General features: G+C 66.7%; 16 protein-coding genes. 9 read left to right on the top strand and 7 right to left on the bottom strand.

Features of this window, described 5'->3' with window-relative positions; all coding sequences use genetic code 11:
• Window positions 1-42: 42 nt before the first annotated feature.
• A complete protein-coding gene (locus K3U94_RS20070) occupies window positions 43-879 on the top strand; it encodes an aminodeoxychorismate lyase (RefSeq protein WP_047318366.1) in 837 nt (278 codons plus the stop codon).
• A gap of 73 nt (window positions 880-952) precedes the next feature.
• Here K3U94_RS20070 and K3U94_RS20065 read toward each other — a convergent pair whose 3' ends face one another.
• The 7 genes from K3U94_RS20065 to lmeA all read right to left on the bottom strand — a co-directional run bounded on the left by K3U94_RS20065 (window position 953) and on the right by lmeA (window position 4,804).
• The gene (locus K3U94_RS20065; RefSeq protein WP_047318196.1) at window positions 953-1,630 is read right to left on the bottom strand and encodes a heme-binding beta-barrel domain-containing protein; all 678 of its coding nucleotides are present in this window, start codon (window positions 1,628-1,630) and stop codon (window positions 953-955) included.
• 118 nt (window positions 1,631-1,748) lie between these two features.
• Window positions 1,749-2,051: a DUF1416 domain-containing protein gene (locus K3U94_RS20060; RefSeq protein WP_046286426.1), complete on the bottom strand. Its 303-nt coding sequence runs from the start codon at window positions 2,049-2,051 to the stop codon at window positions 1,749-1,751.
• A 1-nt stretch (window position 2,052) separates the two neighbouring features.
• Window positions 2,053-2,886 carry a sulfurtransferase gene (locus tag K3U94_RS20055; RefSeq protein WP_047318197.1) on the bottom strand — a complete coding sequence of 278 codons (834 nt, stop codon included), beginning with the start codon at window positions 2,884-2,886 and terminating at the stop codon, window positions 2,053-2,055.
• 40 nt (window positions 2,887-2,926) lie between these two features.
• Window positions 2,927-3,391, bottom strand: a complete 465-nt coding sequence (locus tag K3U94_RS20050; protein WP_220694811.1) for a DUF4395 domain-containing protein — start codon at window positions 3,389-3,391, stop codon at window positions 2,927-2,929.
• A 92-nt stretch (window positions 3,392-3,483) separates the two neighbouring features.
• A complete protein-coding gene (locus K3U94_RS24390; RefSeq protein WP_350355359.1) occupies window positions 3,484-3,552 on the bottom strand; it encodes a putative leader peptide in 69 nt (22 codons plus the stop codon).
• 50 nt (window positions 3,553-3,602) lie between these two features.
• Window positions 3,603-4,037 (bottom strand): thioredoxin family protein, encoded by a 435-nt coding sequence (locus K3U94_RS20045; RefSeq protein ID WP_047318199.1) that lies wholly within the window; start codon window positions 4,035-4,037, stop codon window positions 3,603-3,605.
• A complete protein-coding gene (lmeA, locus tag K3U94_RS20040; protein WP_047318200.1) occupies window positions 4,034-4,804 on the bottom strand; it encodes a mannan chain length control protein LmeA in 771 nt (256 codons plus the stop codon). Before lmeA ends, K3U94_RS20045 begins: the two co-directional genes overlap by 4 nt.
• 81 nt (window positions 4,805-4,885) lie before the next feature.
• Between lmeA and K3U94_RS20035 the strand changes: the two genes are divergently transcribed.
• The 8 genes from K3U94_RS20035 to pstS (K3U94_RS20000) all read left to right on the top strand — a co-directional run bounded on the left by K3U94_RS20035 (window position 4,886) and on the right by pstS (K3U94_RS20000) (window position 12,748).
• A complete protein-coding gene (locus tag K3U94_RS20035) occupies window positions 4,886-5,665 on the top strand; it encodes a winged helix-turn-helix transcriptional regulator (RefSeq protein WP_047318201.1) in 780 nt (259 codons plus the stop codon).
• Window positions 5,662-6,570, top strand: coding sequence for a mycothiol synthase (gene mshD / locus K3U94_RS20030; protein WP_220694810.1), 909 nt, complete (start codon window positions 5,662-5,664; stop codon window positions 6,568-6,570). Before K3U94_RS20035 ends, mshD begins: the two co-directional genes overlap by 4 nt.
• Before the next feature lie 111 nt (window positions 6,571-6,681).
• On the top strand, window positions 6,682-7,800 hold the full coding sequence (gene pstS / locus K3U94_RS20025; protein WP_047318203.1) for a phosphate ABC transporter substrate-binding protein PstS: 1,119 nt from the start codon (window positions 6,682-6,684) through the stop codon (window positions 7,798-7,800).
• A 49-nt stretch (window positions 7,801-7,849) separates the two neighbouring features.
• Window positions 7,850-8,830 (top strand): phosphate ABC transporter permease subunit PstC, encoded by a 981-nt coding sequence (gene pstC, locus K3U94_RS20020; RefSeq protein WP_230987244.1) that lies wholly within the window; start codon window positions 7,850-7,852, stop codon window positions 8,828-8,830.
• The gene (gene pstA, locus K3U94_RS20015) at window positions 8,827-9,741 is read left to right on the top strand and encodes a phosphate ABC transporter permease PstA (protein ID WP_047318205.1); all 915 of its coding nucleotides are present in this window, start codon (window positions 8,827-8,829) and stop codon (window positions 9,739-9,741) included. Before pstC ends, pstA begins: the two co-directional genes overlap by 4 nt.
• Before the next feature lie 52 nt (window positions 9,742-9,793).
• On the top strand, window positions 9,794-10,570 hold the full coding sequence (gene pstB / locus K3U94_RS20010; protein WP_047318206.1) for a phosphate ABC transporter ATP-binding protein PstB: 777 nt from the start codon (window positions 9,794-9,796) through the stop codon (window positions 10,568-10,570).
• A 237-nt stretch (window positions 10,571-10,807) separates the two neighbouring features.
• Window positions 10,808-11,584 carry a phosphate ABC transporter ATP-binding protein PstB gene (pstB, locus tag K3U94_RS20005; protein ID WP_047318207.1) on the top strand — a complete coding sequence of 259 codons (777 nt, stop codon included), beginning with the start codon at window positions 10,808-10,810 and terminating at the stop codon, window positions 11,582-11,584.
• Between the two features lie 111 nt (window positions 11,585-11,695).
• Window positions 11,696-12,748, top strand: a complete 1,053-nt coding sequence (pstS, locus tag K3U94_RS20000; protein WP_047318367.1) for a phosphate ABC transporter substrate-binding protein PstS — start codon at window positions 11,696-11,698, stop codon at window positions 12,746-12,748.
• Window positions 12,749-12,797 lie beyond the last annotated feature (49 nt).

The following is a 12,797-nucleotide window of genomic DNA, read 5'->3' as shown; positions in this document are numbered from 1 at the left end:
TCACGGTCCATGGCAGCCGAGGCCGATGTGGAAGACAGCGTCATGACGATCGTCACCGTGGGCGGCGGGCTCGCTGCGGCCGACTCCCCGCTGCTGCACGCCGACGACCTGGCCGCGCTGCGCGGCGACGGGGTCTTCGAGACGCTGCTGGTGCGCGACGGCGCCGCCTGCCTGCTCGACGCCCACCTGCGGCGACTGGCGCGATCCGCCGAGCTGATGGACCTGCCCGCTCCGAACCTCGACGACTGGCGCCGCGCCGTCGACGAGGCGGTGCGGCAGTGGGCCGGGACGGGCGAGGGCGCGCTGCGGATGATCTACAGCCGGGGTCGGGAAAACGGCTCGGCACCAACCGCATACGTGATGCTGACTCCGCTGCCGGAACGTATCGCGGACGCGCGCCGTGAGGGCGTGGCTGTGGTGACCTTGGACCGTGGTCTGTCGACGCAGGGGCTGGAGATGCCGTGGCTGCTGGCCGGCGCCAAGACGCTGTCCTACGCGGTGAACATGGCGGCGCTGCGGTACGCCGCGAAACAGGGCGCCGACGACGTCATCTTCATCAGCTCTGACGGCTTCGTCTTGGAGGGGCCGCGCTCCACGGTGGTGCTGGTGGAACCCGGACGGCTCATCACCCCGCCGTTGTCCCACCCGATCCTGCGCGGCACCACCCAGGAGGCGCTGTTCGAGGTGGCCCGCGGCGCGGGCTACCAATGCGAGTACACCCCGTTGCGGCCAGCGGACCTGGCTGCGGCGCAGGATATTTGGCTGGTCTCCAGCATCACCCTGGCGGCGCGGGTGCACACCTTGGACGGCCGGGCACTGCACCCGCGGGTGCCCGAGGAGGAATTCGCCGGACTGGTCGACACCGCGATCGGCCACTGACGGCGTTGACTCTGCGGCCACGGCGCAAGAGTGCGAGAAGCGCCCGCCCTCAGCGCAGAGTCATCGCAAAGGATCAGCCCACGAAGCGGGACAACCGGGCCGACAGGTGCGGCACCAGCTCGCCGTCGGCGTTCACCCGCTCCTCGACGTAGGCCAGGTCGCCGTCCTCGACGATTCCGTACAGCCGCTTGGCCCCGCCGATCAGTGCCCCCGATTTGCTGCGCGCCAGCGCATCGGTGACCAGCTCCCAGGAGGCCGGGCCGTGCGGGCGGCCATAGAACAGCTCCACGTAGCCGGTGGAGTGCGCCAGCAGCAGTTCGATGGCCTGGGACTCGTCGGGGTCGTCCGGATCGTTCACGAACCGCCAGAAGCCGGTCTCGCGCAGGGCCGGTTCGCATGCTTCGTCGTCGTCGGCCATCCGCCAGGACCGCGCTTCCCAGTTCAGGTAGTCGCCGCCGTCGTGGGACACCACGATCTGCTGACCGAACCGGTAGTCGCCGTGCGCCCCGTGGCCGACACCCTCACCACGCCACACCCCGACCAAGGGCAGCAGCGCCAACAGGGCGTCGTGCAGGTTCGCGCCCTCGCGCAGGTTGGCGGTATCGCTGAACGGCAGGTCATCGAAGACCGGGATGTTGCGTGCCGCGGTCTGCTTGGCACGCTCAGCGGCGGCGGCTACCGCGCGGTCGCCGGAACCCCGGTCGACCTGGCGCTCACCGTCACCCGGCGCGCCCCCGTCGGAGGCACTCACATCTCGTCGGTGATCAGCCGATACAGCGTGTACAGCGCGAACCAGGTGATCAGGCCAGTCGCCGCCACCAGCATCAACTCGAAGAACAACACCACGGGAGGGAGTCTATCGCGAGTCGTCAGGCGACTTTGATGTCGACCTCGTGGATGCCCGCCCCGGAGGGGGTCACCACGGCGTCACCGTTACCGGCCGAGGACAGGGCGCGCACCCTCCAGGCGCCTGGAGCGGCGAAGAACCGGAAGTCACCGGTGGCCGAGGCGACGACCTCAGCGGTGAACTCGTCCGAGGAGTCCAGCAGCCGCACGAACGCGCCGCCGACGGACGCACCGGAGCTGTCCACCACGCGACCGGTGATCACGGTCTCCTTCTCCAGGTCGACGTTGGCCGGCAGTGCGAGTCCTTGCTTGGGTCCAGAGCACATATCAGCTTCCCAATTCGATCGGGGCGCCCACCAGGGAGCCGTATTCCATCCAACTACCGTCGTAGTTCTTGACGTTGCGATGTCCGAGCAGCTCACGCAGCACGAACCAGGTGTGCGACGAGCGCTCACCGATACGGCAATAGGCGATGGTCTCCTTGTGACCATCCAGGCCGGCGTCGGCGTAGAGCTTGGCCAGCTCCTCGTCGGACTTGAAGGTGCCGTCCTCGTTGGCGGCACGGCTCCACGGCACGTTGATCGCGCTCGGGACGTGGCCGCGCTGCTGGCTCTGCTCCTGAGGCAGGTGCGCCGGGGCCAGGATCTTGCCGGAGAACTCCTCGGGCGAGCGCACGTCGACGAGGTTCTTGGTGTTGATCGCGGCGATTACCTCGTCGCGGCGGGCCCGCAGCGACTCGTCCAGCGGCTTGGCGCTGTACGACGTGGCCGGCCGGCTGACGGTTTCGGACGACAGCGGACGCCCGTCGAGCTCCCACTTCTTGCGGCCGCCGTCGAGCAGCTTGACGGATTCGTGGCCGTAGAGCTTGAAGTACCAGTACGCGAAGGCGGCGAACCAGTTGTTGTTGCCGCCGTAGAGGATCACGGTGTCGTCATTGGCGACGCCGCGTTCGGAGAGCAGCTTGGAAAACGCGGCCTCGTCGATGACGTCGCGCCGTACCGGGTCCTGCAGGTCCTTGCGCCAGTCCAGCCGGATCGCACCCGGAATGTGGTTGATGTCGTAAACGCTGGTGTCTTCGTCGACTTCGATGAAGACGGTGTTGGGCGCGTCGAGATTGCTCTCAGCCCAGTCGGTGGAGACCAGGACGTCCGAGCGTGCCATGGGGGAATCCTTTCCGGTTACTTCCAGGGAAATGCTGTGGTCACGCCGTGGTCGGCCGCAGGCGTACGACGAGTGGGTAGAGCTGGCAGCCCAGGCAGATGCCGAAGGCGGCGTTGAGGAAGGCCGCCGCCAGCGCAAACGCCGTCGCGATCAGGCCGAGCGCCGGGGCGAAGGCGAAGCCGGCGACGCCGATCACGGCAAACACCAGGCCGACGAGCTGGGCGAAGCGCAGCGGCGCCACCGGCTCACGCTCGGTGACCGGCCCCAGCCGCGGCGCCACCAGCCGGGCGAACAGCCGTCCGTAGGGGTGGCGGCGGGGGCCCCATGCCGCACCGACCGCGAACACGACGGCTTGGGCGGCCAGCAGGGTGGCCGCACCCAGCGGGCTGAGTGCGGAGATGAGTAGGACGGCCACCAGTACGGCGGTGGTGATCCAGGCCGCGAACCGGGGACCCCGGACGTCTACCTGTTGTATTTGGGTGGTGTCGGTGTCGATGTCCCGCATGAAATGCTCCCTGTTGTTGTCGTGGCGAGTGGCTGGTGGAGACATGCCACGGCTTCCCGGGCGGCTCCGATAGCGACGCGAAAACGCGCGTCTCAGCGACAACGACAACAGCAGCAGCCCGCGGTGCGGCACAGGTCGACTGTGCGGCGCTTGGTGAGCACAAGCTCAGTGCGGGCGAACACGACGTACAGCGTACCCAACGCAGGGCCGGTCAGGCCAACAGAGGTTCCAGTGCGGAACGCAGGTCCGCCGATGTGGGGACACCGGCGATGCGGTACCGCTGGCGCCCGTCGGTGTCGAAGATCACTGTGGTCGGCAGCGACAGCACCGAGAACCTGCGGGCGGCATCGGGGTTGGCATCGATGTCGACTTCGTGATGAGCCACCTTCTCCGGGCCCCCGAGGTCGTCACAGACCTTTTCCACCACCCGGCGCACGCCGGCGCACGGTCCGCACCACGGCGCGGAGAAGTGCACCACCGCCGGGCGCCCGGGTTCCAGCCCCAGAAAGGCGGCATCGGAATCGGCGGTGGCGTCGTCGCCGGTCCGGGAGTCGGGCAGCTCGCGCAACACTCCGGCCCGTCGGTTCAGCCACCAGCCGATCGCACCGGCGAACACCAGGGCGGCAACGATCGCAACGATGCTCATCGCTGGCGGAACTCCGGCAAGGTGACCGTCATGTCGTCGGCGATGCCCTCGATGATCACATCGGAGCCGCGGGCGCCCTGACTGGTCGGGACCAACCCGAACGGCAGCCGCTGCTGGGGCAGGCTGCCGCGGAATGCGGTGAGCACCGCGGCACGCTGCGCGTCGGGCACATCCTGGTCGGCGGTGTCCGGGCCGGTGAGGATGCCGGTCGGGGTGATGACCAACGTGCTGTGGTCCGGCCCGGCGATCGACAGGTCCACCGCCACACTCACCCGTTTGCCGAAACCCGCTGGGGTGCCGGTGAATACCAGTCCGTGGCTACTGGAGATTCCGGATTCGGTGGTGCCGCCGGTGTTGTCATTGGTCTCGGCCGGCGGGGCTTCCACCATCAGGTCGCGGATGCCCAGGTAGCGGCCCAAATGCACAGAGCCGATGATAATCCGGCTCTCCAACCTGGCCACCGGGATCGGGGCGTCCGGCCGGAACCGCCACGTGGCTTCGGTCAGGTCGACCGAGTGCATGGTGGCCTCCAGCATCGACTTGCCGATCATCGGCTGCTCGACGGCGGGCGCCTTGATCTCCACCTCGTCGTAGTGATCGCGGCGCGCCTGCGGCAGGAACGGGAAGCCCAGGATGGCCACGAACGGGTCCGCGCGGAGGTCGGTGGCGCGGCGTACCGCCCGGGACAATTGGTACTCGGCGTAGACGCTGACGCCGAAATCGACCCCGACGGCAACCACGACCAGGGCCGCTAACGCGGCCGACATACCGATAAGCACCCTGCGCACTCGGTCATTCTGGCAGGTCGCACGCTATCGTTAGATCACCTGGGACGCTGGAGGGCCTCGTTGGAGCTACTGCTGTTGACCGCTGACCTGCACCCCGACGGGGTGCTGCCGTCGCTGTCCCTGCTTGCGCACACCGTGCGGACAGCGGCGCCAGAGGTTTCTGCGCTGCTCGAGGCCGGTTCGGCCGAGGTGGTTCTGGTCGACGCGCGCACCGATCTGGCCGCGGCGCGCGGACTGTGCCGGCTGCTCAGTGCCACCGCGGGGTCGGTCCCGGTGGTCGCCATCGTGACCGAGGGCGGACTGGTGGCGGTCAACGCCGAGTGGGGTATCGACGAAATTCTGCTTCCAGGTACCGGGCCCGCCGAGACCGACGCCCGGTTGCGCCTGCTGACCGGTCGCCGCGGCGCGCCGGCCGCCGAGCAGGCGTCGGGCCAGACCAAGCTCGGCGAGCTGGTGATCGATGAGGGCACCTACACCGCGCGGCTGCGGGGCCGGCCGCTGGACCTGACCTACAAGGAGTTCGAGCTGCTGAAGTACCTCACCCAACATGTCGGCCGGGTGTTCACCCGGGCGCAGTTGTTGCAAGAGGTCTGGGGCTACGACTTCTTCGGTGGTACTCGCACGGTCGACGTGCACGTCCGGCGGTTGCGCGCCAAGCTGGGGCCGGAATACGAGTCGTTGATCGGCACGGTCCGCAACGTCGGATACAAGGCTGTCCGGCCGGTGCGGGGTCATTCCTCGGCCGCCTCCGACGACGAGGGGGACGACGGGGACGACGAATCGGTGGAGGACCTCGACGGCGCCGACGGCGGTGCGCCCGAGCCCCTGACCAGTCAGTGACCGCCCCGCAGTGGCACGCCGCACTGACCGATGAGGAGCAGCGGCAGATTCGCGAGCTGATCACTGCCGCCGGCGACCACGACGGCGTCGCCCCGGTAGGTGAGCAGGTACTGCGGGAGCTCGCCGCGTCCCGCACCGAACACTTGGTCGCCGGTGACGGCGCAACGGTGCTGGGGTACTTGAACCTGACCGCCGGCTCGGCGGACGCCGCGCCGATGGCGGAGCTGGTGGTGGCGCCGCACGCCCGCCGGCGCGGTATCGGGGCGGCGATGGCCCGCGCCGCACTGGCCAGAACCGACGGCCGCACCCGGTTCTGGGCGCATGGCACACTGCCCGCCGCTCAGTCCACCGCCTCGGCGCTGGGCCTGGCCACGGTGCGCGAGTTGCTGCAGATGCGCCGCTCGCTGCGCGGACTGCCGCAGCCGACGATCCCGCCGGGGGTGTCGATCCGTACCTACGCGGGTCCCGCCGACGACGCCGAACTGCTGCGGGTCAACAACGCCGCGTTCTCCTGGCATCCGGAGCAGGGCGGCTGGACGGCGGAGGATCTGGCGCAGCGGCGAGCCGAGGCGTGGTTCGATCCGGCCGGGCTGTTCCTGGCGTTCGACGGGCCCGAGCTGTTGGGGTTTCACTGGACCAAGATCCACGCCGGCAAACCGGGCGCCGAAAGCGCCGGAGAGGTCTACGTCGTGGGAGTCGATCCGGCCGCTCAGGGCCGCGGTCTGGGCCGGGTGCTCACCGAGGTAGGCCTGGCCTACCTGGCGGACCGGCTCGCCGATGTCGACTCGCCGATTGTGCTGCTCTACGTCGAGGCCGACAACACAGCGGCGTTGCGCACCTACCAGCAGTTGGGTTTTGTGGTGCACAGTGTCGACACCGCTTACGCCGCAGCGGATCAGCCTTGAGGCGGCGCCGAAATCTATTCACCGCCCGTTCATCTGCCATGTGGTTGCCATCCATAAGTGCCGCATACGTTCCCGGAGAGATTTGAACCGGAAGCGAGAAAGCGAGAACTGATGAAACGCACAAAGGCGGGTCTTGCGCTGGTGGCGGCCGCGATGACCGGTCTGGCGCTCAGTGGCTGCGGCAGCGATGACAACACCGCAAGCCCGGCGGGGACCGGTACCACCGCGGGCAAAGCCGACTCCGCCGAGTGCGCCGGTAAGAACACGCTGACCGCCGAGGGATCGACTGCTCAGCAGAACGCGATCGCAGTGTTCAACCAGGTGTGGGGCAAGCAGTGCTCGGGCAAGAACCTGTCCTACAACCCGACCGGGTCGGGTGCGGGCCGCGAACAGTTCATCGCCGGGCACGTCGACTTCGCCGGTTCGGACTCGCCGCTGGGCGAAGCCCAAGTCGCCGAGGCGGCCGACCGGTGCGGCCAGAACCCGGCATGGCATCTGCCGCTGGTGTTCGGGCCGGTCAGCATGGCCTACCACCTCGACGGAGTGGAGAACCTGGTCCTCAACGGTGACGTGCTGGCCCGGATCTTCAGCGGTGCCATCACCAGCTGGAACGATCCCGCGCTGGTCGCCCTCAACCCGGGCGTGGAACTGCCGGCGATCGCCATCACGCCGATCTACCGCTCGGACTCGTCGGGCACCACCGACAACTTCCAGAAGTACCTCAGCGCCGCGGCGCCGCAGACCTGGACCAAGGGCGAAGGCAGCGAATTCCAGGGCGGCGTCGGCGAGGGTGCGCAGAAGTCGGCCGGGGTGGTACAGGCGGTGCAGAGCACGCCGGGTGCCATCGGCTACGTCGAGAAGGGCTTCGCCGACCAGGCCAACCTCCGGTCGGCGATGATCGACTCGGGCTCCGGAGTGGTCGCCGCGACCGACGAATCGGCCGGTGTGGCGATCCAGTCGGCCGGATTCGTCTCCGAGGACAGCAACGACATGCGGCTGGACCTGAGGTCGCTCTACGGCACCAAGCAGGCCGCTGCCTACCCGCTAGTCTTGGTGACCTATGAGATCGTCTGCTCCAAAGGCTACGACCCCGACACCTCGGCGGCCGTGAAGTCCTTCCTCAGGACGGCCTCCACCAGCGGCCAGGACGAATTGTCGTCCGCCGGTTACGTTCGGTTGCCGGACCAGTTGAAACGGCGCCTCAGTGCCGCCATCGACGCGATCCAGTAGCCGCCGTGCCGCAAGCGATGAGGGGGTGTCAAGCATCGCCGACTCGTCTGTGTCCGCGCCTGCATCGAAGCCGTCGGTGATCCGGACGGCGGTGCGTTCCACCGGAAGTCGCCTGCAAGATCGGCTGTTCCGCCTGGTGGCAGAAGGCTCCGGGGTGCTGATCATCGTGTTGATCAGCGCGGTCGGGGGCTTCCTACTGCTTCGGGCGATACCGGCATTGCAGCGCAACCGGGAGAATTTCTTCACCTACGGCGGCAGTTGGGTCACCACCAACACCTCCGCCATGCACTTCGGCATCGCGGAGATGTTGCAGGTGACGGTGTTCGTCTCGGTGTTCGCGCTCGTGCTGGCCATGCCGGTCGCTCTGGGCGTCGCGGTCTATCTCGCCGAATACGCGCCCCGACGACTGGTGGGGCTCCTGGGCTACATGGTCGAGCTCCTTGCCGCCGTGCCGTCGATCATCTACGGGGCGTGGGGCCTGTACGTGCTGGCCCCCCAGTTGCGCGGCACCGCGCTATGGCTCAACGAACATCTCGGTGGAATCTTCCTGTTCGCCGACGGCAACGCGTCGGTGGCGGGCGGCGGCACCATCTTCATCGGCGGAATCGTGCTGGCGGTGATGATCCTGCCGATCATCACCGCGGTCACCCGCGAGGTGCTGGCCCAGACGCCCCGCGGCCAGGTCGAGGCCGCGCTGGCGCTGGGCGCCACCCGCTGGGAAGTCATCAAGATGGTGGTGTTGCCGTTCGGCCGCTCCGGCTACATCAGCGCCGCGATGCTGGGGTTGGGCCGCGCGCTCGGTGAGACGGTGGCGTTGCTGATCATCCTGCGCTCCACCCAGAAGGCGTTCAACTGGTCGCTGTTCGACGGCGGTTCCACCTTCGCCACCAAGATCGCCGCCACCGCATCGGAGTTCAACGATCAGTACAAGGCGGGTGCCTACATCGCAGCCGGGTTGGTGCTGTTCGTGCTGACGCTCATCGTCAACGCGCTGGCGCGCGTCGCGATCACCCAGAAGGTGCATTCATGACCGCGTTGCTGGACCGGCCCGTGAAGCTGCGCACGTTCGCCGGGGTCGGGGTGCGCCGCCGGATGGCCAATTCGATTGCGACGCTTCTGGTCACCTTCGCGATGGCCTTGGCGTTGGTGCCCCTGGTGTGGGTGATGTACTCGGTGTTCAAATTCGGTTTCGGTGTCGTCAGTACCAGTACCTGGTGGACGCACTCGCAGGCCGGTATGACGGCATTCGTGGCCGGCGGCGGCGCTTACCATGCGATCGTCGGGACGCTACTGCAAGGACTGCTGTGCGCGGCCATCTCGATCCCGGTCGGGATCTTCGTCGCGATCTATCTCGTCGAATACGGTGCCGGCACCCGCCTGGGCAAGCTCGCGACCTTCTCGGTCGACATCCTGACCGGAGTGCCGTCGATCGTCGCAGCGCTGTTCATCTACGCGCTGTGGGTGGCCACCTTGGGATTTCACCGATCCGGGTTCGCGGTGTCGCTGTCGTTGGTGCTGCTGATGGTGCCGGTGATCGTGCGCGCGACCGAGGAGATGCTGCGGATCATTCCGATGGACCTGCGCGAAGCCAGCTACGCGCTGGGCGCACCGAAGTGGAAGACCATCACCAGCATCGTGATTCCGACCGCGTTGTCGGGCATCGTCACCGGAATCCTGTTGGCGCTGGCCCGGGTGATGGGCGAGACCGCGCCGCTGTTGATCCTGGTCGGCTATTCGCAGGCCATGAATTTCGATATGTTCCACGGCTTCATGGGGTCGCTGCCGGGAATGATGTATGACCAGACCTCGGCGGGGGCGGGCGCCAGCGCGGTTCCCACGGACCGTCTCTGGGGCGCCGCGCTGACGCTCATCCTGCTGATCGCGATACTCAATGTCGCGGCCAGGTTCGGGGCACGCATCTTCGCTCCCAAGAAGTTCTAGATCTGTCTCGACAACCAGCGCGTAGCGGTGGGCGAACAAGGAGAGCTGCACGGTGGCTAAAAGGTTGGACCTCACCGACCTCAACATCTATTACGGGTCGTTTCACGCGGTGGCCGACGTGTCGCTGTCGGTACCGCCACGCAGCGTCACCGCGTTCATCGGTCCATCGGGCTGCGGCAAGTCGACGGTGCTGCGCACGCTCAACCGGATGCACGAGACCACCCCGGGGGCCCGAATCGAGGGTTCGGTGCTGCTCGACGGCGAGAACATCTACCGTCCGGGAATCGACCCGGTGGGAGTCCGTCAAGCCGTCGGAATGGTGTTTCAGCGACCGAATCCCTTCCCCACCATGTCAATTCGCGACAACGTGGTGGCGGGGCTCAAGCTGCAGGGAATCCGCAACCGCCAAAAGCTCGACGAAACCGCGGAGTTCTCCCTGCGCGGGGCGAACCTGTGGAATGAGGTCAAGGACCGGCTGGACAAGCCCGGTGGCGGGCTGTCGGGTGGTCAGCAGCAGCGGCTGTGCATCGCGCGGGCGATTGCGGTGCAACCCGATGTGCTGTTGATGGATGAGCCCTGCTCGGCGTTGGATCCCATCTCGACGATGGCCATCGAGGAGCTGATCTCCCAGCTCAAGCAGGACTACACCATCGTGATCGTCACCCACAACATGCAGCAGGCGGCGCGGGTGAGCGATCAGACGGCGTTCTTCAACCTGGTTGAGGCTGGCAAGCCCGGCCGGTTGGTCGAGATCGACGGCACCGAGAAGATCTTCTCCAACCCGAGCTTCAAGGAAACCGAGGACTACATCTCCGGCCGCTTCGGCTAGGCGATCGCAGGCGTCACGCTGGGCAGCTTAACCGCCTGGGGCGTAGCGTATTTCGGATATCGACCGAAGGTCCTGCGCCACGCTTCGCGGCGTACTTTGGCAGAGCCAGTGCGTCCCTCCACATTGCAGGACTCAAGATCGTGGCTAGGCTGGCGCCCAGATCGTTGCTCCAAGAAGGTCTGGGCCGTCGAACATTCAGGCCGGGACAGGTTGAGTCGAGTGAGGAGAAGGCTGCCAGTGGCCAAAAGGTTGGACCTGAGCGACGTCAACATCTATTACGGGTCGTTTCACGCGGTGGCCGACGTGACGTTGTCGGTACCACCACGCAGTGTCACCGCGTTCATCGGTCCCTCGGGCTGCGGCAAGTCGACGGTGCTGCGCACGCTCAACCGGATGCACGAGGTCATCCAGGGAGCGCGGGTCGAGGGCTCGGTGCTGCTGGACGGCGAGGACATCTACCAACCCGGCATCGACCCGGTGGGGGTGCGTAAGGCGATCGGGATGGTGTTTCAGCGCCCAAACCCGTTTCCCACCATGTCGATCCGCGACAACGTGGTCGCCGGCCTGACCCTGCAAGGCGTGCGCAATCGCAAGTTGCTCGACGAGACCGTCGAACAGTCGCTGCGCGGGGCGAACCTGTGGAATGAGGTCAAGGACCGGCTGGACAAGCCCGGTGGCGGGCTGTCGGGTGGTCAGCAACAGCGGCTGTGCATCGCGCGGGCGATTGCGGTGCAACCCGACGTGCTGTTGATGGATGAGCCCTGCTCGGCGTTGGATCCCATCTCGACGATGGCCATCGAGGAGCTGATCTCCCAGCTCAAGCAGGACTACACCATCGTCATCGTCACCCACAACATGCAGCAGGCCGCGCGGGTGAGCGATCAGACGGCGTTCTTCAACCTGGAGGCCGTCGGCAAACCCGGCCGGTTGGTCGAGATCGACGGCACCGAGAAGATCTTCTCTAATCCGAGACTTAAGGAAACCGAGGACTACATCTCGGGCCGCTTTGGCTGACTTATTACCGGATTCGGCTACCGTGTGGTTTTCACGCTGACCGCCGAAGGAGCGCCGTTGACGATCAACCGGTTCGGTATCGCCTCGAGTCTCCTTGCGGCCGTACTGCTGATGGTCGTGGCCTGCGGTGGGGGCCAATCGTCGTCGGCGTCAGGGTCGGGCTCCTCAGCGGTGCAGTGCGGCGGCAAGCAGAAGCTGACCGCGAGCGGTTCGACGGCCCAGGCGCACGCGATCGAACAGTTCGTCTACGCCTACATTCGGGCCTGCCCGGACTACACCCTGGACTACCGGGCCAACGGGTCCGGCAACGGCATCGCTGAATTCTCCAGTGGGCAAACCGAATTGGCCGGATCCGACTCGCCGCTTGATCCGTCGAACGGTGAGCCGCAGCGGGTGGCTGCGCGGTGCGGCTCGACGCCCTGGCACCTGCCGACGGTATTCGGCCCGATTGCCGTGACCTACAACATCGGCGGCGTCAACGAACTCGACCTGGACGGTCCCACGTTGGCCAAGATTTTCAACGGCACCATCACCAAGTGGGATGACCCCGCGCTGAAAGCTCTCAACAAGGACGCGGCGTTGCCCGCCGAGCCCATCCACGTGGTGTTCCGCAGCGACGACTCCGGAACCACCGACAACTTCCAGAAGTACCTCGACGTCGCCTCCGACGGTTCCTGGGGCCGCGGTGTGGGCAAGACCTTCAACGGCGGTACCGGTGTCGGGGCCGCCGGCAACGACGGCACCTCGGCGCTGTTGCGAACCACCGAGGGGTCGATCACCTACAACGAGTGGTCCTATGCGGTGGGGCGCGAGCTCAACATGGCCCAGATCGTCACGTCGGCGGGCCCGCAACCGGTCACCATCTCCGTCGACTCGGTGGATAAGACCATCGCCGGAGCCAAGTTCAGCGGTGCCGGAAACGATCTGGTGGTGGACACCTCCTCGTTTTACAAACCGACCGTGGCGGGCGCCTACCCGATCGTCTTGGTGACTTACGAGATCGTCTGCTCGCAATACCCCGACTCGGCGACGGCGCAAGCGGTCAAGGCGTTTATGCAAGCGGCGATCGGCGACGGACAGCAGGACCTGGACCAGTACGGCTATATTCCGCTGCCGCCGGAATTCACGTCGAAATTGAAGACGGCGGTCGACGCTATTTCCTGATCTTCTAGATCTGCGGAGTTCCATTTTCACTGGTAACCTTTGATTAATC

It is taken from the genome of Mycolicibacter heraklionensis, from assembly GCF_019645815.1.
Taxonomy (GTDB): Bacteria; Actinomycetota; Actinomycetes; order Mycobacteriales; family Mycobacteriaceae; genus Mycobacterium; species Mycobacterium heraklionense.
This window is presented reverse-complemented; position numbering and strand designations above follow the sequence as displayed.

Coding starts and splice junctions, on each gene's coding strand:
- K3U94_RS20070 (WP_047318366.1), top strand. CDS start 43: ATGACGATCGTCACCGTGGGCGGCGGGCTCGCTGCGGCCGACTCCCCG.
- K3U94_RS20060 (WP_046286426.1), bottom strand. CDS start 2,051: ATGTGCTCTGGACCCAAGCAAGGACTCGCACTGCCGGCCAACGTCGAC.
- K3U94_RS20055 (WP_047318197.1), bottom strand. CDS start 2,886: ATGGCACGCTCGGACGTCCTGGTCTCCACCGACTGGGCTGAGAGCAAT.
- K3U94_RS20050 (WP_220694811.1), bottom strand. CDS start 3,391: ATGCGGGACATCGACACCGACACCACCCAAATACAACAGGTAGACGTC.
- K3U94_RS20045 (WP_047318199.1), bottom strand. CDS start 4,037: ATGAGCATCGTTGCGATCGTTGCCGCCCTGGTGTTCGCCGGTGCGATC.
- lmeA (WP_047318200.1), bottom strand. CDS start 4,804: ATGTCGGCCGCGTTAGCGGCCCTGGTCGTGGTTGCCGTCGGGGTCGAT.
- pstS (WP_047318203.1), top strand. CDS start 6,682: ATGAAACGCACAAAGGCGGGTCTTGCGCTGGTGGCGGCCGCGATGACC.
- pstA (WP_047318205.1), top strand. CDS start 8,827: ATGACCGCGTTGCTGGACCGGCCCGTGAAGCTGCGCACGTTCGCCGGG.
- pstS (WP_047318367.1), top strand. CDS start 11,696: ATGGTCGTGGCCTGCGGTGGGGGCCAATCGTCGTCGGCGTCAGGGTCG.